Here is a 21,817-nt window from a genome sequence, read left to right as displayed (position 1 = left end):
TTCGCCTTCAGCTCCCACAACTTCACTTCCTGGGGCTTCACTCCCTCTCCCCCTGGGAGAGGGCAGGGGTGAGGGCCAGCGGCCGCCAAACACCAACTGCGAAGTGGTGCTCAAAGCCCAAGCCCTCACCAAACGCTTCCACGAAGGCCGCATAGACCTCACGGTCCTGCACGGCGTAGACCTGCAAGTCCACGCCGGCGAAACCCTGGCGATCGTGGGCGCCTCCGGCTCCGGTAAAAGCACGCTGCTGCACCTGATGGGCGGCCTGGACGCGCCCACCAGCGGCCAGGTGGAACTCAAGGGCCAGGCGCTGTCGGCCCTGTCGCCCCAGCAGCAAGGCGATCTACGCAACAAACACCTGGGTTTTGTCTACCAGTTCCACCACCTGCTGCCCGAGTTCAGCGCGCTCGACAACGTCGCCATGCCCCTGTGGATACGCCGCCAGGCGCCGGCCGAATCAGCACGCATCGCGACCGAGATGCTGGCGGCAGTCGGCCTCAAGGACCGAATCCACCACCGCCCCGCCGAACTCTCAGGCGGTGAACGCCAGCGCGTCGCGATTGCGCGTGCCCTGGTCACGCAGCCCGCCTGCGTGCTGGCCGACGAACCCACCGGCAACCTGGACCGTTCCACGGCCGACGGCGTGTTTGAACTGATGCTGAAGCTTGCGCGCGATTTCGGCACGGCCTTTGTGCTGGTCACGCATGATGAGGCGCTGGCGGCGCGGTGTGCGCGGCGGTTCAGGTTGGTGTCGGGGAGGTTGTCGGAGTGGGGGTGAACGACTGCGTCGATAAGGTCGAAGTAGCCGAACGACTCACAATTTCTTTTGCGCTGCGACGAAGCAGGCAGCTTTGACTTCGTCACCTCCCAGGGTGCCGTCGTAGGTCGAATTCATTCTCGGGTCGGGAAATTGCCCTCGTGTGCGCCCCGTGCAGTCGACTTGCATCTCCTGAAATTCACCGACCTCACCACTGAAGAATTGAACGCGAACCCGGTATCGCACGAAGTCGCCATGGCGGCGAACCGAGTTGACGTCAATCTGATTTAAATCCCATTGCACATTCGGCGGGAATCCTGAGCCTGTTCGGTAGTACTCCACCCAGTTTTCAGGCAGAACTGACGACGGCTGAGTCGCACCCATTAAAAGCAAGAGCGGACCCAAGAGGAGCGCGGTGTGCGGAAATTTCATTCGGGAGAGATTGTGGTGAGATGATTCACGATGGATTCACTTGCCATTATCTTCAACGCCCACCCATCCAGCGTGAAGTATTTCATACAGAGAATACTCAAGTCGAGACATTCAAACTTGCGTTAGCACTCATTGAGAGTAGAAAACATCGGCGTTGAAGTCTCGGTAGGTAACTAGTTTTCTCTGTTCCACGACGCATCGCAATACAGAAATTCCCCAAGTACGATTCGTACGCGAATCTCTGCACCGTCTTCAGTCACGAGGTACCTATAGCGCCCTTCTTGAACCTCAATCCAATCGTTCACTAGAAATCCTATGGTTGAGCGCTCCCCAGTCGGCGATTGAAGAACGAACTGAGCCACCGCAAGGCGTTGCATACCCCTGGAGCCGACTTCGCTAAACAGCTCGGGAGCGGGTACTTCTTCAAAAAACTGACGGTCAACTTCTGAGAGAGTAGATAGAAGGTTCCACCTAAGCCCATTGGGTCGTCCCCTGCATAGTGCGCTCAACTCATACGCGGCGTGCCCTCTAGCGAGTTTCAGCAATACGTTCTCGACACGAGAGTTATCAACTTCAAAAGTGACCTGCCCGTTCACGCAGTTCCTCGCTGTCTCAAGGCGTGAGCGAAGCCCGGGACTTCTTCGCAAAATGTCTGCGACTACGGGCCGTACGATGCAATCTGGCTCCGTTGAGCCCACCATCACGACTTCCAGTAAACATGCGACGTACTCTTCATCTGACGAAAAGCCGTTATTGCATGGAAAGCATGCAGGCAGCACAGGCAGATTGGTAGGTAAGGGGCGATCTAGAAGCACACGAGAAGGAACATGATCCTTCGTGTCGGGCTGTGTTCCACAATAGATGCACCCGTCAAGTAGTCGATCGTCTGCAAAGTTCCGGAGTTGGTCCATTCAATGTCCACCTTAGCGATGAAAGTGACGAATGTGCGATAGCACCTTGCCGCCAGCGTCGGATAACTTGCTAGACACCGCTACCCTTAATCCCTTGAACAAGGAGATCTCCAAACCCGTTCAATATGGTTCCACCAACGATGAGCCAAAGTTCCCATTTTTTCAAATGACTCCGGTCTTCACCAAGGATAGCCGCAACATCAGCGTGCAGGCTTGTGCGCGCGGAGCGCTTGACCTCCTCACGTTGCTGCAAGGTGAGAGGTTGACCTATTTTGGATTCAATTTTTTGAAGCGCATCATTTGCCACATCATCAAATTTGGCGTTCACGAAGCCCGCGAACTTTTGCTCCACCCAATCGTAGAAGCGTGAAGCACCGAGCAATATTCCAGCCACGATGATCAATGCACCTGCTCTATTTAGCGAGGCGTCCGTTCTCGTCCAGCTCAGATAGGTTCCGATAACCAGTGCGACAACGGTAAAACTAACTGCGTAGACGACGGGGGCGTGTCTTCCAAAGAAGTGAAGCATGTCTGCACCTAACGGTTGGGGGTTCAGCGGCATTCTAGGCCGCACGCCTGGAAATGGCCTCCTCAGAATGAAGTAGTGCAGCACAGATGAAAAATCCGTTGTGGYTGACCTGAGTCGGCAGTAACTCGGCCTGGCTGCCCCCTTTTTTTGTGTCAGTCGTTTTGCTTAATGCCGCCTCGGCTGCTGGTGTCAAGCCTAGCGATGTGAGGGAACGGGTTGCCCCGGTAGCTGCTGAATCCCCCGCAAGACCCCGTCCCCGTGTGAGGGGGACTTATGAGGGATTTTTAATGCAGCGGCAATCTATCGGTGTCTTTAAGCAATCGCTCAAAAACATAACGTTGATGCCATTTGCCCTCGCTTATCCGCCTTTTTACGAAACGTTTATAGCTGGCTGAGTCCATTGGCTTCCGACACCTGTGTCGAAGTGAGTTGCAATGCCAACAGGCCGCAACGATATTTGTTGCCGCATTGCTTCCGCCGTCACAACGCGCGTGAAGATGCTCTGCAGTGGGTCGATGGCGTTTGGCCTGGCGCAGAGACAACCCATATCTCCGCGCGAACTGGGTTACACCACTGACAGCCATGACGACCTCGCAGTAATAGCAAAAATTTGATTGATTTATGCAAGCGCAATTGCGTGGGCGCTTGAAGGAGTGCGGCATATGGCCTCCGATGACTTGAATAACAAATAGCCATCTCATTACAGAGATGTCTTTGTCATCCAGATGAGTTATCTGCATCGGATGAGGCCTGCTCCTTATGGGGCTTAGGCAGGAAAAGCGCTTATGCGGTATTTCCCGCGGTCGAACCTACGACCACCGTCGAAAGCATTATTACGCGGGAGATCGAAGGTAGTCAATCGCCGTCGATGCTGCCATCGTCCCGCCGAACTCTCAGGCGGCGAACGCCAGCGCGTCGCGAGTGCACGCGCCCTCTGCCTGAGGTCGGGCGCCAAAAAGATCGCGAATCAACCCGACGTAACACACACTAAGGCGCCATCCCGTAAAGAACATCAGAACGCAGAACATACTTTGTCCCTTCCTCGACAGTCGCGCCCTCGTGCCAGGTGTCATGAATGAAGAGCAGAGCGCGGCCGGTCTGCGGCAGGATTTTGAAGTCCCGGAAATCGGTTTCCCCGCCAACAAAGTTTTCGTTAAGGTAGACCAGGAAGGTCAGTCGACTCGTGAAGCCGCCCTCCGTCCACGGGCCGTCCTTGTGCATCTTGAAGCGTTGCCCCGGGGAATACTTGTAGAACCGAAGGTCCTTGGGCAGGCCCACCGCCTTTTGCCCTTGCAAGGTCGGCAGCACGGCCGCCGCCAGACCCTGCCATAAACGCGGCACCCAGCGAGGCGACTCAAACAAGGTGCGCTCATTGTTGCGCACCAGGGGCATGGATCGCTGGCCCTCGGCAGTGCGCACACCCGCCGCTTCGAATCCATGCTCATCAGCCAGACCCACCAATTCGGCACAGTCCGCCGCAGCAAGAAAATGATCAATGCTGAAAACTCGTTCTGAATGGGTGACTAGAGACGGCGGTGTGATTCCGTTCATGTCATGAAGTATGCACCGTGAACCAGCTCTTGGGATCTGCGCTCATCACTCTTGATTCCCTCCTGCTTTTAAAGCTGGCGGGATCGGGTCTACGTGAATCAGGTTTCGACGAAATTCAACGGCGATTTGATTCACTGTCTGGCGGGCGGCGGTTCAGGCTGGTATCGGGGCGGTCGTCGGAGTGGGCTTGAGGCCCGGCGAGGCTTAATCCTTCTTGCCGCCACGTGACTTGGCCCGCGACCGTGTGCGGCTGTCCTCGCCGAGTGAATCCCGCCAGTGCTTCAGCTCGTCACTCGCAAGCGGCCGGCCGGGCTCTTCCGTGCCGTGGGGGGCCAGCTTCTCCTGCAAGTCCCTGACTCGCAAAAACTGCCTGAGCGATGCCCGAATCTGGTCGAGCGCGGTGCCGCTTTTTTCACGCTTGTCTTTGGGAACCATGCGAAAGCATATTCGCCGCTATGTCAAAAGACATCCATGGACGTCATCTTTGGATGTAGGACGAGGCTTACACAGTAGGGCCGCGAGGGACCTGTACCACTCAATATCATCTCTGCCATCGCAGGACGGTTTTGCAATAGCCGCACGACTTCGGATTGAAATTTCCAGGCGGAGTACGGTTGCAGACGGGGCATCGGTACTTTGTTTCACCAATGGCTAAAAGCGTGAAGGCAATACCGAATATCGCAAGCTGCAGCCATGTAGAGGCGGCCATCACAACGGAAACAATTGCCGCAAGCAAGGCAACCATGCCGGGCACAAGGTAGCAGGCAAGCAGCCTGGCACGCAATTTCTGAAAGCGGATGGCCCGCTTTTTGACGTAGTCGTTGCGTGAACGTGCCATAAGGTTTGATGCCGGGGGGTGTGTGAGTTTTCGAAAAGTTCGCTCAATGGAGGGGCTTGTAGGAGGGGACTGTTCGTGACTCGAGCCACCGCTCAAGCCTCAACATAAAAATACCGGTCCGCGTTTTCGCAAAGATGCCTGATCAGCGGAGGAATACGCTCCCAGTCATCCTTGTAAGGGTTGTCTGTAGCTTCGTATGCCGCCTCGATCTGGTCGTAGTCCAGCGGTGTCTGAACATACTGCACCAGCATGCGCTCCAGCGCGGCGGCTTCTTCATGCATGCCTGCTTCGGCGTACGCTTTCGCAGCAGCCTGCACCAGTGCCGGCCCCGAGTTGTCCGTCCCTGTCGTGAATCCCTCACCGGCGCGGCTAGCTTCCCACAGAAAGATCGAGTACACCATCCGGTAGCCGGGCGGCAATTGGCTGAGAAGCTGCTCGGCATTTTCGACGTCGAGCTCAGACGCCAGCTGGTGCATGCCTTCCTCCGGCGTTCCCTCGCTGTCGGATTGCCAGAAGGGGAAGACGTCGGAGCCGGCGGAGCTGGAGGCTTCCTCGACCATCTCGACGACCAGCGGGGGAATGATGCGTGCCATGAGTGGAGCGTCCTGTTTGCGTGGGTGCCGTTCAGGCCCCCAGCATTCGGCTCAATGAGCCGAATCGGTAGAAGGCGAAGCCCGCCATCAAAAGCAAAAACAGCATGAAGATGACAAAGGTTTTCATGTTGTCGCGGCGCGCACGCTGCACGGCCTCGGTACTCGATGCCTGCCACTCGCCGGCCTGCTCCATCGCCAGCAGATTTCGGCCCGCGGCTTCGATGTTCATGGCTTTGATATCGGCGATGAGTGTGTTTTGCTCTTTGAGCAGATCACGGATTTCGGATAGCAGTGCGGTCTGGTTGTTGTCCATCTTTCTTCCCCTCGATTTGGCTTTTGCTGGCTCAGTGTGAGCCGTCCACGCGAACTGCGAATATTCTTGCATGGCGCGGCTACCGTCACTTCCAGAACTGCCAGGATTTTTTCGGTGGGCTCAGGCCTTTGGCCTTTGTCTGGAGGAAGTGAAGGTACTTGGGATCCTGGCCTTCAAACACTGTGCCGCCGTCACCCATGTAGGCCCGCATGAGCTCGTCCGCCGCGCGGTCCAGCGCGCCAAGTTCGAACTGGCATTGGCCCAGCCTCAGGTGCAGAAAGGGATTGCCAACAGCGTCAGGGCAATGCATGGCCTGGCTCAGGTTGTCCCGCCCGGCCTCGTAGTCGCCGGCAAGGAAGTTCGCGTCGCCAACGGCCGCGAGGATCCAGGTGGCGGCTTCCCATTGTGTTTTTGGCTCGGGCAGGAGATCCCACGCAGCCCAGTAGAGTGGCAATGCCTCCGCAAATTGAGAGGCTTCGGCCCGCTGGTCTCCGGCGGCGGACAAGCGCTGGATTTCCGTGTGGGTCTCTTCGGGCAGTTCGTGCATGGTTAGACCTCTCTTTTCCCTCTAAGTAGATGTGACGGACAACCCGGAAATGATTCTAGTGAGCGAGTGTCTAGCGTTCATACCGTGCTTCTACGTCGAGCCAGTTGTTGGCGTCCAGCACCTTTTTTGCCGCGGCTATAACTTGGAGCCACGCAGGCGACTCAAGCATCTCGGAGAGCCGGTCTGGAAGCTGCGAAACCCGTACATCGTAGAACTCATTGAATTCAGCCAGGGTTTCGAGCTCGTCTGGTGAAAACTCGGCATCAGACCTGGCATCACCCGGATGGTAGAAGTCGTCAAACCATTGATTCACCAGTTCCGCCGCCACCCTGACGCCCGGCACTTGCTGCTGATACGCAAGCTGGTCCGTCGCAGACGCGATCAGCTGCAAGGTGTTGATGATGTTGACGCGGTGGGGTCCCATAAGTCTTAAGTGCAATTGACTGGGGAGGCACTTTCCCGTGCTTTCAGTGCATGGTGGATGCCAACGAGATGAATGAGCATGCTGAGCATCTCCGGGAAAAGGAAGGCAAAGATGACCGAATCGCGAACAAGGAGATAGCAGATGGCGAGAACAATGCAATGCACCGCCAGGGAGAGTTGCCACGTGAGAAGCCTTCGCTTGGCAAGGTGCCGGCCAATAGTGCTCAGGTAGTAAGCCTGAATCAGGTAGGCTGCGAAGGCGACAGCGGCCGCTGATGCCACCAGCCACATGCTGAGCATGGACGTGCCCACAAAGAAGACAAAAACGCCAAGCAGGATAACGGAGCCCGACAGTCCGGCCGACGCCAAGCGGCCCAGCCTTGCCTCTTGGGGCGCAATGATCGGGGACGAGAAGCGCATGGCGCGGGCCTGCGTGAAGGTGGCCGGCCAGCGCCTGCGCCCCTCAGGCCCGGTACACCGAGCGCCCCGCATACCAACCGAAAGACCAGCGGATGGCGATGTAGTACAGCACGGAGATAAACATAACAATCCCGGCCGCCAAAATCGGCATGCTACCCGACGTGAAGTTGCGCAGCATGGCTCGAACCTCGCTGGCCGGCACCAGCAACGCAAGCAGCACGATGGAAAAGACAAGCGACACCAGCCAGACGCACAGCAGCGCGCGCCACGCAAACGCCGCCTTCTCCTCGCGCGTAGGCGCCCGGGCGTGGTCTTTCCCAAATACCGCCGACGCGATAAAGCCGGCCCCCATGACGGAAGTCACCGCGAAAGCGGCGCCGCCATTCAGTTTCAGTAGCTCCACCCCAGCGGCGAACAGCAGGAGCAGCGCGACGTAAGCGGCGGTGAAGATGGTGATGTAACGTTTCAAGGGGCCTCCCGCCTCAGCTATCTTGTTGGTGAACCGAAGGCATTCTATGCCGCAGCCCGCCTGGGCTACCAGCGCGCAACCACCCCCAAAGAAGCACTCACATCGCTGCGCACCGCCACATCGCCGCCGTTGTTAAAGAGCCGGCCGACTTCGCCATACACGCTCCAGGTCTTGTCGATGGCCAGGGTTGCGCCCAGGGCCGCCTCGGTCCAGCTGCCGCCGCTGCGGGTGCTGACGTCCGTCGTCGCGCCACCGCTGCCGAAGCGCGCGGTGTCCAGGCCGCTGGAAGCGCGGTAGAAGTTCAGCCTGCCGTAGGGCTTGAGCACGCCCATGTCGGTGCTCATTTCGGTCTTCACGCGCACGCCGATCCGCGTGGTCAGGCTGTCGGGGCTGTCCTGCTGCACACCGGCATTGGAGAGCGCCAGGTCGTCCAGCTTGATGTGCTGGTGAACCAGTTGCAGCTGCGGCTCTATGCTCCAGTCATTGCCCATGGCGAAGGACTGGCCGATTTCCACCGATGTCAGCAAACTGCTGCTTCGGGCTGAAGACCAGGCGCTGCCCGTGGGCCGCAGCGTGTAGTCCTGGTAGCCGGCCTGCAGCACCGCGTCGGCGTAAAAGCCGGTGCCTGTCTCCCAGCTCGCATAGCCGCCCAGGTAGCGGGCGCGCAGCTTGTTGTTGCCCACGGGGCCTTGCACGCCGCGGGCAAAACCGCTGACCTGCACGCTGCCGTCCAGCGCGCCCACATACACACCGGCGCGCCAACTGCTGTTTGCAAAAAGGTCGGTTCCACTCTGGAAGCCGTTAAGCCGGCCCGCGCTGTTGGGGCTGGCAAAGCCCGGCTGAGTCACGTCGATGTCGGTGGACACCAGGCGGCCCCAGGCATTGTGTCCAATCACAGGTTTGTCGCTTGCGCCCACGGACGCATCCCCGCCGCGCAGGTTGCGGTTGCTTGCGAAGCGGGCCGCTTCACCGAGCTCTTGCCCTTGCCTGTCGCCGTTTCCGGCACCGCCACCCATGATTGATGTGCCGGGCTCCAGATCACCCGGTAAGAACTGTTCATGCTGACCCCCTGTGTTGTTGAAACCCGACGCAAACAACTACGTCAACATATGATTCAACGTTTTCAGCGCGCGGATCATCGCATGGGAGGCCAGGATTTATAAGAACAAAGTTCGGTCAAGTCGGTAATTTCCAACACTGCAGAATCCATCAAGAAAGCGGCTTGCCTTCATGTGGATGCGGTTGTAGGGATGAGGTGCTTTGTTGGCCACGGCCGGTGGATGCCCATCAGGCGCCGTTCGCCTTGACGATAAACATCAAATCGTTTCCCAATCAACAAAGGGGCGATGCCAGATCTCTCCGGGTTCGCTGAGAAAATACGTTATCTCCGACATTGCCAGCCTGTAGGCATCAGCGCCTTGCGCGGATTCGTCCATTTGTGGGTCGAAATAAATAGCGTCGAGATCCTCCGCGAGCGCGGCCGCGCAGAGGCATTGAATCGCGAAGTCCACGGTTGTGCGGCCTGAAGCCGTGCTGAAGCCAATGCCGTCTTCATCAGCCCAGACCTGGAAGTAGGCAGCCACCGTCTCTGCGAGGTTGACGCCCACAAGATTGACGGGAGCCGACGAAACCTTCATCACAAGAAGGCCACGGCATGACTCAATCGAAAACCCCGGAGGGAATTCGGCGCTGATGCCCCGGTTTGCCAATGCATTCCGCCAGACGGCGACTACATCGGGGGAACGCTTGGATGTTTGAACTTCCAGGGTGAAGGACATAGGGATTTAGTGCTTAGTGACGGTCAAAAAAAAACAGGTGGAAGAAGGGGCCGATTGGCGCAAAGCCTAGCCGACCAGCTTGCCGCCGGCAGCTGACACCCGGTCAAGAATGAATGCCTGTGCGTCCGCGGGAACGGACGCGAGCGGGAGTGTCACGAACTGGGCCTTTGAGAACAACAACAGGCAGAAAGATGGATAACGCCAGATCTCGGTAACCGATGCCCATTGCAGCGAGACACTGCCCAGGCCGGAGCTCATGCTGAAGGACTTGTCGTCGAGAATCAAGGTGGCACTGGGCGCATCCATGGCTCGAAATTTAGCGAGTGTGTTTCGCAGGTGAACGACGTACACCAGAAGGGCAAAGCCGAGGCCGAAGACCAGGAAGCCGCCTAGTGCGCCCACCTGCCAGGAGCGGTCACCGCTGCACAGTTGGAAGGCAAGTAAACCCACGAGAAATACGGTCGCGATAAAAAATCCTGTGCCGACTGTGCGGCGCCAGAAAGCAAATACGGCCTGGCGCAGCAAAGCTTCTGTGTATTCGAGTGTGATGTTGTACGGCATGCGGTGACGGTTGACGGCCTGGGCATAGAGAGGCCTGGCGGGCTACTCTACTGCATATCAAAGGACTCATGCGGTGGCCGCACCCCCTGCGGTAACTGGGCGGGAGTCGCCCCGACCCGTGATTCCACGCGACATTTGCACTCGTCCAGATCGGACTCGGTCCTCAGCGATACGGCACTTCGTCCTACACCCGCAAACAGGCAACGGCCTAGCATGAAGACACCAGCAATGAAAAGCCATCGCGTGGTTTTATGTGCATAGACCAGCGGTGACGATTCATTCAGGTGAAGAAGGGTTGGATGGCGTGACCAGGCGGCATTAATCGCTCTTCAAACTTTCATCCACTTCCAAGGAGATAAGAAATGATCAGCATCAAACACAGCGCAATTTGCGCGGCTGCGATTTCACTGGCCGCCCTGACGGGCTGCAGCGGCATGACGACACAAGACAGGAATACCGCCATAGGCGCGGGCGTGGGCGGTGTAGCCGGCGGGGTGTTGACCGGTGGCAGCACCCTGGGCGTGGTGGGCGGCGCCGCGGTCGGCGGCGTGATCGGGCACGAAGTCAGCCCGAAAAAATAAGCTGACAGCTTCGACGAGTCGCCTTGCGTGTGCGAGGCGACCCGCGTCAAATTTCAGGCTCAGCCCACCTGAGGCAGGTAGCTGGGTCGCGCCGCCGTCATGCCCTGCTTGACCTGTTGCGTCACTTCATCGGCCAGCACTTCATCAAGGCCAGCCTCAAGCCCGTCCAGCGCGCGCATCACAATGTCTTCAGGGCTGGTCTTGGGCACGTCAAAGCCGCGTGTGAGGTCGGTATCCACATATGCCATGTGCAGGCCCAGCACCTGGGTTTTTTGCGGTGCGAGCTCGGTGCGCAGCGCATTGGTCAGCGACCAGGCCGCCGATTTGCTGGCCGAGTAGGCCGCCAACTCGCCGCCATTGACCCATGAAGCCACCGACAGCACATTCAGCAGTCCGCCGCCGCCATTGCCCTTGAGCACGGGCGCAAAAGCCTGGCTCACGCGCAGCACCGCAAAAAAGTTGGTCTCAAAAATCCGGCGCGCCACTTCCTCGCTGTCTGCCGCCAGGAAGCCGCCCGGTTGGGCAATGCCCGCGTTGTTGATCACCATCGTGACGTCCGATGCCTGCGCAGCGGCTTTTGCCACCTCTTCAGGCTTGTTGACGTCCAGCTTCAGCGCCTGCACGCCGGGCAGCGTGACGCTCGCCGGGTCGCGCGCGCCGGCATACACCTTGCGCGCGCCGCGCGCCAGCAACTCGCGCGCAAACGCCAGGCCTATGCCGCGATTGGCACCGGTGACGAGGACGACGGAATCTTTGATCTTCATAAATTTCTCCAGAAAAAAAGTAACAAGCGGGAAACACACAAATCCGGCTGCCGGCTTCCACCCGAACCGGCACGAACAAAGAAACTCAGCGAAGCTTGATGACCACCTTGCCCTTGGCGCGGCCTGTTTCCACATAGGCCAGGGCCTCATTGGTCGCTTCAAAGGGAAAAACACGGTCCACCACGGGGCGTATCGCGCCGGCATCTATGAGGCCGGTGATCTCGCGCAGCTGGCTGCCGTTGGCCCGCATAAACAGGAAGGAATAGCTCACACCGCGGCCCCTGGCCTTGCGCCTTATGCCGGCGCTCAGCAGCCGCGTCACCAGCCTCACAAAACCCGAAGCCTTGATCTCCTTGCCGAACTCTGGGTCAGGCGGCCCCGAGATGGACACCAGCTGGCCGCCGGGCTTGAGCACACGCAGCGACTTGGCCAGCGTCTTGCCGTCCTGGCTGTTGAGCACCACGTCGTAGCCCTGCAGCACATCTTCAAAGTCCTGCGTCCTGTAGTCGATGACCACGTCGGCGCCCAGGCGCTTCACCAGCTGGGCATTGGCCGCGCTGGTGGTTGTGGCAACGGTTGCGCCCAGGTGCTTGGCCAGCTGGATCGCAATAGTGCCCACGCCGCCCGAGCCGGCCTGGATAAACACCTTCTGGTCTTTCTTCAGGCCGGCTTTCTCGACCAGCGCCTGCCAGGCCGTCAAGGCCACCAGCGGAATCGAAGCGGCTTCTTCCATCGTGAGGCTCGCGGGCTTGTGCGCCAGCGAGGCCTCCTTGACGGGGACAAATTCCGCAAACGTTCCGATCCGGAAATCGTCGGGCCGGGCATAGACCTCATCGCCAGGCTTGAACTGCCGCACGCGCGGGCCGACCTTGACGACCACACCCGCGACGTCGTGGCCCAGGACCAGCGGCAGGCGATAGGGCAGGATGAGCTTGAACTCGCCGCCACGGATCTTGGAGTCCAGCAGATTCACGGCCGCGGCATGGACTTGCACCAGGACTTCGTCCTCGCGCAGTTCCGGCTCGGGCAGTTCCGCCAGTCGCAGCGCGGCTTGTTTGCCGTATCGGTCCAGGACAAATGCTTTCATGTTTTTTTCCTTGAGTGACTTAGTTGCCGAGAGCCGGCGTGCGCGGCGGCGGCGCCACTGCCGCGTCCAGCTGAAGGTTTTTGCGGATACCGGCATCGACCAGGGCGGCCGGCGCGAAGCGGCGCAGCCATTGCAGGCCGCCCGCGCGGGGGCCGGCCGTGTAGCGCAGCTTGGGGTTGGGCGCAAGGGCGGCTTTTAAGACGGTGTCGGCCACCACAGCAGGGCTGTCGCCTTGTTCAACGAGTTCATTCATTTTTTGCGTCACGGCCGCGCGGGCTTCGCGATAGGCATCGAGCTTTTCGTCGGGCTCCAGCAGGTTGGCGTCAAACTGCGTGTTGGTGTTCGCCGGCTCTATGACCGAGACGCGTATGCCGCGGGTGCGCAGCTCATGGTCCAGCGATTCCGAATAGCCTTCCACCGCATGTTTGGTCGCGGCATACAGCGCCATATAAGGCATGGGCAAAAAACCAAACACCGAGCCCATGTTGATAATGCGCCCGCTGCCCTGGCGCCGCATATGCGGCAGCACCGCCCGCGTCATGCGCACCAGCCCGAAAAAATTGGTGTCAAAAATCGCCTGGGCCTGCGCGATGGAGCTTTCTTCCGCGCCGGCCGGCGCGACCCCAAAACCCGCGTTGTTGACCAGCAGGTCTATGCGGCCCTCGCGCGCGATCAGCGTCCGCACCGCGGCCTCAGCCGATTCATCCTGGGTCACGTCCAGGGCCAGCATTTCAAACGGTTTGGCCTGGCCCGACTGCGCGCCGCGCCGGCTGGTGCCGTAGACCTTGTAGCCGGCTTTCACCAGCCGCAGCGCGGTCGCTTCGCCTATGCCCGAGGAGGCGCCCGTCACCAGGGCAATCTTGTTGTGCGTGTTCATGGTGTGTGTTCCTCTTTCGGTGTGAGCTGTGTTTGGCATGATGGTTGTCATATATAAGGGCGAAGAAAAAAGCAGGCGTGGCTCAAAAAGGATTCAATGGGAGACCGGAACCAGCTGCGTCAGCGCGGCTTCGCAAAAGCTGTCCGCCAGCGCGGGCTCGTCGACCACGCGAGCGAGCAACAGGGTGCCGACCATGGTGGCCACCGTCGCCAGCGCGCGCTCGTGGGCGCCGGGCTGGCCCCAGTCGGGCGACTGGCGGGCCACAAAATCGACCATTTCCTTGACGTGCCGGGTGGTCGCACGGCGCACTTCGGGTGCCTGGCGCGGTGTCTCCGAGCCCAGCGCGGCCAGGGGGCAACCCATCTCGATCTGCTCCCGATGCTCCGGCGAAAGGTAGGCGCGCAGCATGGCCGCCATGGCCTGTTCAGGCGGTGAGCCGGCCGCCACACCCGCCACCAGGGCCGCCGACTCGGCGCAGGCCCGGGTCGCCGCTTCGGCCAGCATGGCCTCGCGCGAAGCGAAATGCGCGTAAAACGCGCCATGCGTCAGCCCGGCCTCTTTCATGATGTCGGCCACACCCGTGCCGTCGTAACCGCTGCGGCGTATGGCCCGCGCGGCCACGGAGACTATGCGTTCGTGCGAGGCCTCCTTGGCGGCGGTCCTGGCGTTGATTTTGGGGTGTTTTGCGTTTCGCATGATGTGCATCATACATGAACTGAGGTTTATCCGCAGATGACGCAGATTTCCGCAGATTGAAGAGAAGAAATTGGTATTTGGGACTTCATCCCGCCGCCATGCCAGATATGTTCGCCATGCTTTCCCTCGCGGTGCTCGGCGAGATCACTTTGAAGGACGAAGACTGGAGGGCCGTCCGTGGGCGGATGGCGATGGCATCCGGGCGCAGTTCCATGTACGGGTAGGCTAGACTTCCACCGCGGTGAGCAGCCGTACATGGAGCCGGCCCAAGAGTCTGCGGCCATCAGCAGCGGTCAAGGCCGTAGCCCTGCAGGAGTCATTCGCATGCGCCACCTCGCTACCGCCGTCGTTTTGGTCCTCAATGCGCTTGCCGCGTCCGCCGCGCAGGTGGGGGTACTTCCACAGCTGGACGAAGCCGTCGAGCGCCTGCAAGGCCAAACACCGGCGCTGATGGCCAGCGCCGGGGTGCCGGGTCTATCCATGGCACTCGTTACCGACAGGGGATTGGCCTGGCACGGTACGTTCGGCCTGGCGAATGCGCGCACGCGGGAACCGGTGGTGGAAGACACCGTGTTCGAGGCCGCTTCGCTGAGTAAAGCGGTTTTCGCCTATGCGGTGCTGCAACTCGTGGACGCCGACCTGCTTGAGCTGGACACTCCGCTCGTGCGCTACCTCCCGGGTGGCTACGAAGTGGGAGAAGATCCGCGCCTTGCGCAGATGACAGCGCGCCATGTGCTGAGCCATCGCACGGGCTTTCCGAACTGGAGGCCGGCGGGCGCACCCTTGACGATTCATTTCACGCCGGGTGATCGCTTCAGCTATTCAGGAGAAGGCTTTGTCTACCTTGCTCGTGTGGTGGAGCGCATCACCGGGGAAAGCACCGAGCGCACGGTAAAGCGGCTGGTTTTCGAACCCCTGGGCATGCTGCACAGCAGCTTCCTCTGGCAAGACAGCCATGCGCAACGCAAGGTCTTCGGCCATGACACACGCGGCGAGCCGCAAGGGCAGCGGCGCTGGACATCTGCGAACCCGGCCTCCAGCCTGAGCACCACGGCACCTGATTTCGGGCGCTTCCTGGTCGCAGTTTTAAACGGCGAACGATTGAAGCCGGACACCACCGCGCAGATGCTGCGCAGTCAGGTTCGCGTGGGGCCATTTACGAGCAGCATTGGCCGGCCGGCAACACCGCTTTCGGACGAAGTCACCTGGGGCCTCGGTTGGGGGCTGCAACAACGAAACGGGGACGAAGCGTTCTGGCACTGGGGCGACAACGGCAACACCAAGGCCTTCGCAGTGGTATCGCGCACGCATCGACGCGGCCTCGTGTTCTTTGTAAACAGCGTGAACGGTCTGTCAATCGCAGTAGACCTGGTGGCGTTGGCTATGGGGGAAGGAGGGCAGCCGGGTCTGGAGTGGCTAGCCTACCGGCGCTGGCAGAACCTGCCGCCCGGCAGTCGCCGCGATGCAGGTGTTGCGGGGCCTTGAGTGCCGTGTGCTTCCGGCGACCCGCGACCATAATTGAGATGCGAAATGAGGAGCGACCCGTAGCAGGCGCAGGTCAAAAACCACAACAACCGGAGTACTGATGAATTCCCTTCAAATGCTTACCCTGGCATCCACCCTTGCCGTGTCTGCGGCAGCGACTGAAGCGCAGACTGTTGTACCGCAGCCAGCCAGATCGGCCGTTGCCGCGGAGCCCATTCCAAGCACGTATCCGGGACAGACCCAGCGCGGAGGCTGGGCCATTGGGTATTCGGCCAACTTTGCCCAGATCTCGGCCAAAGGGGTGACGACGTCACGCTGGTTCGTGGTGAATGAGGCCGGCAATGGCCCGGGCGACGCCGTGCAACTGTTCGTCGATGACGCCGGCAGCAACTATCCGGTGAATTATGGAGGCGGCGCTCTTGTCTATGGAAAGACCATCTACGCAAGCAAATACAACGGGACCGGGAGATTCAGCGGTGTCTGGAGCATTCTTGCCCCGGCGCAGGTGACACTGCCTGCGGTTGTCTGGACCATATTCCCGGAAACCAATAAGGAGGCGATCCTTGGGATTTTCGATGCCCCACGCGACTTTATGGTGACCTTTTCCAACGACAGAAAAGTGGGGGATTGCACCGCCGGCGCCCTCAAACTCATCGTGGATGACAAGACGGTGCCCGACCCCAGTGGAAATCCTTTGATCCTCGCGCAAGGCTCTACGGTGATCGCCAACGGCCGCAAGGTTCGGATATCGGTGAGCGGCAGCTGCAACACGGGACTTGAGTACACCGGAGCTTTGCAGCTTCTCTAGCAATGCCAGTGTAAAACTGGTGCGCCTGAAGTGGCTCTTGGATAGTGCTTCAAGCTGCCAACAAAGACTGCATGAGAGCGAGTGCTTCCTTGTAGTTCGCCGCTCGGGAACGGTGGAAAGTGCTGCGCGCCACGGTGCCTGTCGCTGGGTGGGTAAGCCTTACACAGCTATCCACATGTACCACGAACTTGCTTTCTACTGCCCGTTCTTTCCGGAAGTACGCCACCTGGAACTCCGAGAGATTCACTTCAGCGTCTACGACTTCATTTACCAGCTGAACGGTGACCGACCCGGGACGATCACTCTGGAGTTTTGGCATCAGTGGCAGCAATGTTTCGTACGCGGCTGGACCTGACGCTTTCAATGCAAAGCCTGTCAAATCCGTAGTGTTCTCGCGGAACTGTTCGTCGACGATTTCTGCCGCAAGAGACGCTTCCAGTATTGCGAGCAAGCACTGTCTCAACATGCTCTGCACCTCAGAAGAGGCGCTCTTCATATCAGCCCTCATCACAACATACGCATTGGCCATCCAAGTCCTCTTGATGTGCGTCACGGGCACCGAAAAATCCGACTGTCCAAGTGAAGAGAATAACTGCATCCGCATGACTTATTCGCTGAGAGACCTTCATCGGATGCCTGCGGCCTTCCGTTCGACCGATCTTTTGTACGCCTCCTGCACGGTTGTGAGCAGGTCCACTTCCTTGCCGTGGCAATTCCTCAGCGTGACACGGTATGCGTCAATGTCTTCATACTTCACGAACTTCACGCTTGGTTTTTCCGCGTCGAACCACAGCCTCTGCCGTGTGACTGAGTAGCCGCAGTAGTCGAAGAAGGCCACATCGTGTTTTGCTTCCAGGCGAAGATTTCCTTCGCGGTCAAAAATAAGCACCGCCGTTCCGGGGAGCCCGTTGTTTGACAGTGCAACGAAGAAAGATCCGTCGGGCGCTGGAAAGATTTGCTCAAAATAGACGCCCGGAAATCGCGCCAGCAGATCCTTTCCCCGTGAAACCTCGACAACAAAGTCGGGATACTGCTGGTCCTTTCTCGCGTCAATGATGCGTCGAACGGAAACATCGCCATAAGTGTCCGTCTTGCTGCTGATGGTGGCGGGATAGCGCCAGGAGTCTGCTGACGAGACAAAAGAAACAAGGACGGCTGCCAGCAGGAGGGCTAGCTTTGCGGTTCGTGCCAGGATGTTCATCTGTCGTACGTATTGCATAAACTTGCAACGGCTTCGAAGCTCCGCGAGAGATTGCTCGGGGGATATGTCATGGTTGCTCCAATCTCTTTTTCTGCTTTTGACTCTCAGCGAAGAGATTGTGCTTCGCGATCGCTCTTTGCGTCCTCAATTCCAGCAATCGGACTGCAAAAGCGCCAACGATCCGGAGCACCAGCGAGTACACGATAACCGCGGCAAACGACAGCCCGTCACCCAGCAGTTCACGCACCGGCAGGCCCCAGAAGGCCAGCGGCAATATCCCCGCCAGGTAGATCCAGAAAGAAAGGCGATTCTTCATAAATCGGCTGATGGCCTCAGTTCGAACACTGGGCCGATGCTAAACAATCAGCTGTCGCCGGACAAGAAATTGGGCATGAGGTGCGGCGAGGCGAAGTTCGGCGATCAAAGCGTCATTCTGCTCCAGCGGGGGTAGTGCGATGAGGTGGTTCTCAAGCTGCAGTCCGATGCAATAAATGCTCGGCGAGAAATAGGTGCGATACAGCAAAACCTTTAAAACCAGGGCGGCGTTGAGGACCTGGCGCAGGCCTGGTGTTTCAATTGCTATGCCTTCACTGGTAGCTTCGATGGTCAGCGACTCCAGTTCCGTCGTCGCCTTCGACATGCGCCGCGATTGAAAAAAAGCGATGGCCCCGGCTATCGTGATGACGGGGATCAATGATCCGAAAGACGACGTGTTGTCTGGATGGTTCGGCAGCGAGAGCGCGAGAAAGGCAAACAAGGCCAGCACGGACGACATCATGAAGAATACGCGGCGGGGCCCGCCACGGCGTACGGCGATGTATTTTTCGGAAACCTTGTGAAGCATGCGCGAGTGAATGAGTGTTCAGGGGCCCAGCTAATGTATACCGCAAGACTGGCGGCAAGAGGCTTGTCGGCAACTCTTGCTGGCCCGTCCGCGGAGGGGCCTCCACCCCTCAAAGAATCCGATTAAACCAAAGCAGCGACAAACTAGCCGACACCAGCGCCAACGCAGCCGCCAGCAAGGCCAGCAGCCCGGAAATCTCAGTCTCTTTTTTCTCAATCGCAAGGCGCGAACTGAGCGTCTCATAAACCTTCTTCAAGTCCGCCGCAGTGCCCGCATAAAAGTACTCGGCCTGTGTAGTGCGGGCGATGCCTTTCAAGGTTTCTTCGTCGAGCTTGACGCGCATGGACCAGCCTTCAAAACCAATGGTTTCGCCATCCACCGTTCCTACGCCCACGGTGTAGACGCGCACACCGCGGTCGGCGGCAGCTTTGGCGGCGTCCAGTGAATCCACGCCGGTGGTGCGCTGGCCGTCGGTGAGCAGGATGATGGCACCCGAGGTGTAGGAGCCGGGGGCGACGGGGACGAACTCTTTCTTCGCGCCTTTGTCGGGATTCAGGGCCTGGTCTATGGAGGTGCCGCGGGGTTTTTCTCGGCCGTATTGCATGGAGGCCAGGTCAATGCCGGCATCGGGAAACAGTTCGGCCAGCGAGACGACGATGCCGTTGCCGATCGCGGTGCCGCGCTGCAGCTGGAACTTGTCGATCGCGACGACCAGGTCTTCGCGGCTGAGCGTGGGTTGCTGCACCACCGAGGCGGTGCCCGCAAAGGCGACGATGCCTACGCGCACATTGCGCGGCAGATCGGCGAGGAAGGCCTTGGCGGCGTTTTGCGCGGCGACCAGGCGATTGGGTAACACGTCGGCGGCGCGCATGCTGCCGGAGACGTCCATGGCCAGGATGATGGTTTCGCGCTGCGAGGGCAGGCTGATGACGGCAAAGGGCCGCGATGCCGCGACCAGCATGGCGGCGATGGACAGCAAAAACAGCAGCGGCGGCACATGGCGCCTGAAGCCCTGGCCGCGGCCCATGGCTTCGCGCACGATGGAGAGGCTGGCATAGCGTAATGCCATTTTTTTCTTGCGGCGCAGCAGCCAGATGTAGACCAGCACCAGCAGCGGAATCACGAGCAGCAGCCACAGAAATTCCGGCCACAAAAAGTTCGGCCAAGGCAGTTTGGCAAAAAAGGAAGTGAACCCGCTGAAGTTCATGATGGGATGTCCTTGGGTCGGCTTCAGGCAGCAGCGCGCTTCAGGTGGGCCGGCAATGCATTGCCGCCCGCGCCGGTGGTGCGGCTGCGGCGCTTGCGCAGTTCGGTGAAACGCATGATGGCGTCGACGAGGTTGTCGTCGGTGGACAGCTCCAGCGCGTCGACGCCGGCGCGCGCCAGGGCTTGCCTTAACTCGGCTTCGCGCTGGGCCGCGATGCGCGCAAAGCGTTTGCGGAAACCCGCGTCATGGGTGTCGACCAGCAGTTGCTCGCCGGTTTCGGCGTCGCGTATCGGGATCAGGCCCAGGTCGGGCAGGTCCAGCTCCAGCGGGTCGAGCAGGCGCACGGCCACGACTTCGTGGCGGCGGGCGAGCTGTGCCAAAGGCTTTTCCCAGCCGGGTTCGCTGATGAAGTCGGACACCACAAACACGGTGGAGCGCCGGCGCAGCAGGTTGGCGGCGGATTCGAGCAGCTCGTGCAGGCGGGTGGTGCCCAGCTCGGTGATTTCAGGCCTGGCCTGCAGGGTGTGCAGCAAATGCAGCACATGCTGGCGGCCGCCGCGCGCGGGGATTACGGCGTCAACGCCGGAGCCGTACAGCATGGCGCCCACGCGGTTGCCGTGGCGGGTCAGCATGCGGGCCAGCACGGCGACAAATTCGGCGGAGACATTGCGCTTGCGCTGCTCGCTGGAGCCGAAGTCCATGGAGGGGCTGAGGTCCAGCAGAAACCAGGCGCTCATTTCGCGGTCTTCGGTGAAGACGCGCACATGGGGTTGCTCCAGCCGCGCGGTGACGTTCCAGTCGATGTGGCGCACGTCGTCATGGTGCTGGTATTCACGCAGGTCGGCTAAATCCATGCCGGTGCCGCGCAGCAGGGTGCGGTAGTCGCCCTGCAGCAGGCCGTCGAGGCGGCGCAGCACGGTCCACTCGAGCCGGCGCAGCAGTTGCTCCGCGCCTGCTCCTGACGAAGCGAGCTTGGTTGTGGATTCAGGCGGCGAGGTTTTCATGGCGGGGGCGCTTCATCCAAGTCGGGGCCGCGGAACCGGCTTTGCCGGGCCGCAGGCGCAGCGGCCCCCTCGGGGGGCAGCGACCCGCGAAGCGGCGGAGCGTGGGGGCTCACATTTCTAGGCGGCGAGTTTTTCATGTTCCAACGGTTTTGCTGGGGGCGGGATTTTTGCCATGATCTTGGCGATCAGGCCGTCTGCCGAGAGTCCTTCGGACAAGGCTTCATACGACAACACCAGCCGGTGCCGGAACACATCGGGCACCAGGTCCGTCATGTCCTCGGGCAGGGCATAGCTGCGGCCGCGCAGCAGGGCCAGGGCGCGCGCGCCTTCGGTCAAATTGATGGTGGCGCGCGGGCTGGCGCCGAAGGTGATAAAGCGCTGCAAGTCTTTCAGCCCATGCTTGACGGGCGTGCGCGTGGCCGAGACCAGGCGCACCGCGTATTGCACCAGCGAAGGGTCGACGTAGATGCGCCGGCATTCGGCCTGCAGGGCAGCGAGCTGCTCGGTGGTGGCGACGGCGCTCACGGCCACGGCCGGGCCGGTGACACGCTGGACGATGACGAATTCTTCCTCGTCGGTGGGGTAGTCGACCAGCACCTTCATCATGAAGCGGTCCACCTGCGCTTCGGGCAGCGGGTAGGTGCCTTCGGTTTCAATCGGGTTTTGCGTGGCCATGACCAGGAAGGGCTCGGGCACCTTGTGGGTGGTGCCGGCAATCGTGACCTGGCGCTCCTGCATCACCTCCAGCAGCGCGCTCTGCACCTTGGCGGGCGCGCGGTTGATTTCATCGGCCAGCAGCAGGTTGGTGAAGACCGGGCCCAGCGAGGTGCTGAACTCGCCGGTTTTCTGGTTGTAGATGCGGGTGCCCACCAGGTCGGCCGGCACCAGGTCGGGCGTGAACTGGATGCGCTTGAACTGGCCCTGCACGGTGTTGGCCAGGGTCTTGATGGTCAGGGTCTTGGCCAGGCCGGGCACGCCCTCGACCAGCAGATGGCCCTGGGCCAGGATGGCGACCATGACGCGCTCAAGAAAGCGGTCCTGCCCGACGACCACGCGCTTGACCTCGTAAAGAATCTGCTCCATGAGCTGGGCGGTGTCGTGGTTGGCGTTTTCTGGGGTCGTGTGGTCCATGCGTCAGTCC

At 60.1% G+C, this 21,817-nt stretch carries 30 protein-coding genes; 4 read left to right on the top strand and 26 right to left on the bottom strand.

The features are described 5' to 3' along the window. Positions 1-103 precede the first annotated feature (103 nt). Positions 104-778: a lipoprotein-releasing ABC transporter ATP-binding protein LolD gene (gene lolD / locus AC1DXS_RS14265; RefSeq protein WP_477738141.1), complete on the top strand. Its 675-nt coding sequence runs from the start codon at positions 104-106 to the stop codon at positions 776-778. A 36-nt stretch (positions 779-814) separates the two neighbouring features. On the opposite strand, the gene AC1DXS_RS14260 is transcribed toward lolD, so the two are convergent. The 15 genes from AC1DXS_RS14260 to AC1DXS_RS14190 form a co-directional block, all read right to left on the bottom strand. Further along, complete coding sequence (locus tag AC1DXS_RS14260; protein WP_477738140.1) at positions 815-1,189, bottom strand: hypothetical protein; 375 nt, start codon at positions 1,187-1,189, stop codon at positions 815-817. 981 nt (positions 1,190-2,170) lie between these two features. Continuing rightward, positions 2,171-2,629: a hypothetical protein gene (locus tag AC1DXS_RS14255; protein ID WP_477738139.1), complete on the bottom strand. Its 459-nt coding sequence runs from the start codon at positions 2,627-2,629 to the stop codon at positions 2,171-2,173. Between the two features lie 987 nt (positions 2,630-3,616). Then, positions 3,617-4,180 (bottom strand): prolyl hydroxylase family protein, encoded by a 564-nt coding sequence (locus AC1DXS_RS14250; RefSeq protein WP_477738138.1) that lies wholly within the window; start codon positions 4,178-4,180, stop codon positions 3,617-3,619. A 204-nt stretch (positions 4,181-4,384) separates the two neighbouring features. Continuing rightward, positions 4,385-4,615 carry a hypothetical protein gene (locus AC1DXS_RS14245; protein WP_477738137.1) on the bottom strand — a complete coding sequence of 77 codons (231 nt, stop codon included), beginning with the start codon at positions 4,613-4,615 and terminating at the stop codon, positions 4,385-4,387. Between the two features lie 106 nt (positions 4,616-4,721). After that, positions 4,722-5,018 carry a hypothetical protein gene (locus AC1DXS_RS14240; RefSeq protein WP_477738136.1) on the bottom strand — a complete coding sequence of 99 codons (297 nt, stop codon included), beginning with the start codon at positions 5,016-5,018 and terminating at the stop codon, positions 4,722-4,724. A gap of 92 nt (positions 5,019-5,110) precedes the next feature. Further along, the gene (locus tag AC1DXS_RS14235) at positions 5,111-5,611 is read right to left on the bottom strand and encodes a DMP19 family protein (RefSeq protein ID WP_477738135.1); all 501 of its coding nucleotides are present in this window, start codon (positions 5,609-5,611) and stop codon (positions 5,111-5,113) included. Positions 5,612-5,642: 31 nt separating this feature from the next. Further along, positions 5,643-5,924 carry a hypothetical protein gene (locus AC1DXS_RS14230; protein ID WP_477738134.1) on the bottom strand — a complete coding sequence of 94 codons (282 nt, stop codon included), beginning with the start codon at positions 5,922-5,924 and terminating at the stop codon, positions 5,643-5,645. Between the two features lie 85 nt (positions 5,925-6,009). Next, on the bottom strand, positions 6,010-6,471 hold the full coding sequence (locus AC1DXS_RS14225) for a tetratricopeptide repeat protein (protein ID WP_477738133.1): 462 nt from the start codon (positions 6,469-6,471) through the stop codon (positions 6,010-6,012). 70 nt (positions 6,472-6,541) lie between these two features. Beyond that, on the bottom strand, positions 6,542-6,895 hold the full coding sequence (locus tag AC1DXS_RS14220) for a hypothetical protein (RefSeq protein ID WP_477738132.1): 354 nt from the start codon (positions 6,893-6,895) through the stop codon (positions 6,542-6,544). 5 nt (positions 6,896-6,900) lie between these two features. Further along, complete coding sequence (locus tag AC1DXS_RS14215) at positions 6,901-7,314, bottom strand: hypothetical protein (protein ID WP_477738131.1); 414 nt, start codon at positions 7,312-7,314, stop codon at positions 6,901-6,903. A gap of 43 nt (positions 7,315-7,357) precedes the next feature. Further along, entirely contained in the window at positions 7,358-7,783 is a 426-nt protein-coding gene (locus AC1DXS_RS14210; RefSeq protein WP_477738130.1) for an ABZJ_00895 family protein, read from the bottom strand. Between the two features lie 65 nt (positions 7,784-7,848). Beyond that, positions 7,849-8,721 (bottom strand): autotransporter domain-containing protein, encoded by an 873-nt coding sequence (locus AC1DXS_RS14205; protein ID WP_477738175.1) that lies wholly within the window; start codon positions 8,719-8,721, stop codon positions 7,849-7,851. Then, the gene (locus tag AC1DXS_RS14200; RefSeq protein ID WP_477738129.1) at positions 8,676-8,843 is read right to left on the bottom strand and encodes an ESPR domain-containing protein; all 168 of its coding nucleotides are present in this window, start codon (positions 8,841-8,843) and stop codon (positions 8,676-8,678) included. Before AC1DXS_RS14200 ends, AC1DXS_RS14205 begins: the two co-directional genes overlap by 46 nt. 256 nt (positions 8,844-9,099) lie before the next feature. Continuing rightward, complete coding sequence (locus AC1DXS_RS14195; protein WP_477738128.1) at positions 9,100-9,561, bottom strand: hypothetical protein; 462 nt, start codon at positions 9,559-9,561, stop codon at positions 9,100-9,102. 66 nt (positions 9,562-9,627) lie between these two features. Then, positions 9,628-10,122: a hypothetical protein gene (locus tag AC1DXS_RS14190; RefSeq protein WP_477738127.1), complete on the bottom strand. Its 495-nt coding sequence runs from the start codon at positions 10,120-10,122 to the stop codon at positions 9,628-9,630. A 362-nt stretch (positions 10,123-10,484) separates the two neighbouring features. Here AC1DXS_RS14190 and AC1DXS_RS14185 point away from each other — a divergent pair, with 362 nt between their 5' ends. Then, positions 10,485-10,703: a glycine zipper 2TM domain-containing protein gene (locus AC1DXS_RS14185; protein ID WP_477738126.1), complete on the top strand. Its 219-nt coding sequence runs from the start codon at positions 10,485-10,487 to the stop codon at positions 10,701-10,703. Between the two features lie 59 nt (positions 10,704-10,762). Here AC1DXS_RS14185 and AC1DXS_RS14180 read toward each other — a convergent pair whose 3' ends face one another. From AC1DXS_RS14180 to AC1DXS_RS14165, 4 genes are all read right to left on the bottom strand, one after another. Further along, the gene (locus AC1DXS_RS14180; RefSeq protein ID WP_477738125.1) at positions 10,763-11,467 is read right to left on the bottom strand and encodes an SDR family oxidoreductase; all 705 of its coding nucleotides are present in this window, start codon (positions 11,465-11,467) and stop codon (positions 10,763-10,765) included. 85 nt (positions 11,468-11,552) lie between these two features. Then, on the bottom strand, positions 11,553-12,554 hold the full coding sequence (locus AC1DXS_RS14175) for an NADP-dependent oxidoreductase (RefSeq protein WP_477738124.1): 1,002 nt from the start codon (positions 12,552-12,554) through the stop codon (positions 11,553-11,555). A 19-nt stretch (positions 12,555-12,573) separates the two neighbouring features. Continuing rightward, a complete protein-coding gene (locus AC1DXS_RS14170) occupies positions 12,574-13,431 on the bottom strand; it encodes an oxidoreductase (RefSeq protein WP_477738123.1) in 858 nt (285 codons plus the stop codon). A 93-nt stretch (positions 13,432-13,524) separates the two neighbouring features. Further along, positions 13,525-14,139: a TetR/AcrR family transcriptional regulator gene (locus tag AC1DXS_RS14165; protein ID WP_477738122.1), complete on the bottom strand. Its 615-nt coding sequence runs from the start codon at positions 14,137-14,139 to the stop codon at positions 13,525-13,527. 312 nt (positions 14,140-14,451) lie between these two features. Here AC1DXS_RS14165 and AC1DXS_RS14160 point away from each other — a divergent pair, with 312 nt between their 5' ends. Both AC1DXS_RS14160 and AC1DXS_RS14155 read left to right on the top strand, forming a co-directional pair. Continuing rightward, positions 14,452-15,612, top strand: a complete 1,161-nt coding sequence (locus AC1DXS_RS14160; RefSeq protein ID WP_477738121.1) for a serine hydrolase domain-containing protein — start codon at positions 14,452-14,454, stop codon at positions 15,610-15,612. 100 nt (positions 15,613-15,712) lie between these two features. Continuing rightward, complete coding sequence (locus tag AC1DXS_RS14155) at positions 15,713-16,420, top strand: hypothetical protein (protein ID WP_477738120.1); 708 nt, start codon at positions 15,713-15,715, stop codon at positions 16,418-16,420. 49 nt (positions 16,421-16,469) lie between these two features. Here the strand turns inward: AC1DXS_RS14155 and AC1DXS_RS14150 are convergent, their stop codons facing one another. The 7 genes from AC1DXS_RS14150 to AC1DXS_RS14120 all read right to left on the bottom strand — a co-directional run bounded on the left by AC1DXS_RS14150 (position 16,470) and on the right by AC1DXS_RS14120 (position 21,807). Beyond that, positions 16,470-16,949, bottom strand: a complete 480-nt coding sequence (locus AC1DXS_RS14150; RefSeq protein ID WP_477738119.1) for a peptide chain release factor family protein — start codon at positions 16,947-16,949, stop codon at positions 16,470-16,472. A 96-nt stretch (positions 16,950-17,045) separates the two neighbouring features. Then, on the bottom strand, positions 17,046-17,621 hold the full coding sequence (locus tag AC1DXS_RS14145) for a hypothetical protein (RefSeq protein WP_477738118.1): 576 nt from the start codon (positions 17,619-17,621) through the stop codon (positions 17,046-17,048). Positions 17,622-17,688: 67 nt separating this feature from the next. After that, positions 17,689-17,937, bottom strand: coding sequence for a hypothetical protein (locus tag AC1DXS_RS14140; protein ID WP_477738117.1), 249 nt, complete (start codon positions 17,935-17,937; stop codon positions 17,689-17,691). 39 nt (positions 17,938-17,976) lie between these two features. Continuing rightward, complete coding sequence (locus AC1DXS_RS14135) at positions 17,977-18,465, bottom strand: hypothetical protein (protein ID WP_477738116.1); 489 nt, start codon at positions 18,463-18,465, stop codon at positions 17,977-17,979. Positions 18,466-18,574: 109 nt separating this feature from the next. Then, entirely contained in the window at positions 18,575-19,672 is a 1,098-nt protein-coding gene (locus AC1DXS_RS14130; protein WP_477738115.1) for a VWA domain-containing protein, read from the bottom strand. 23 nt (positions 19,673-19,695) lie between these two features. Then, positions 19,696-20,676 (bottom strand): DUF58 domain-containing protein, encoded by a 981-nt coding sequence (locus AC1DXS_RS14125; protein WP_477738114.1) that lies wholly within the window; start codon positions 20,674-20,676, stop codon positions 19,696-19,698. A 117-nt stretch (positions 20,677-20,793) separates the two neighbouring features. Further along, positions 20,794-21,807 (bottom strand): AAA family ATPase, encoded by a 1,014-nt coding sequence (locus AC1DXS_RS14120; protein ID WP_477661317.1) that lies wholly within the window; start codon positions 21,805-21,807, stop codon positions 20,794-20,796. Positions 21,808-21,817: the final 10 nt, after the last annotated feature.

This window comes from Polaromonas sp. P3_B1 (assembly GCF_056402935.1).
Note: the sequence above shows the minus strand (reverse complement) of the source record. Positions and strands in the feature narration are given on the sequence as shown.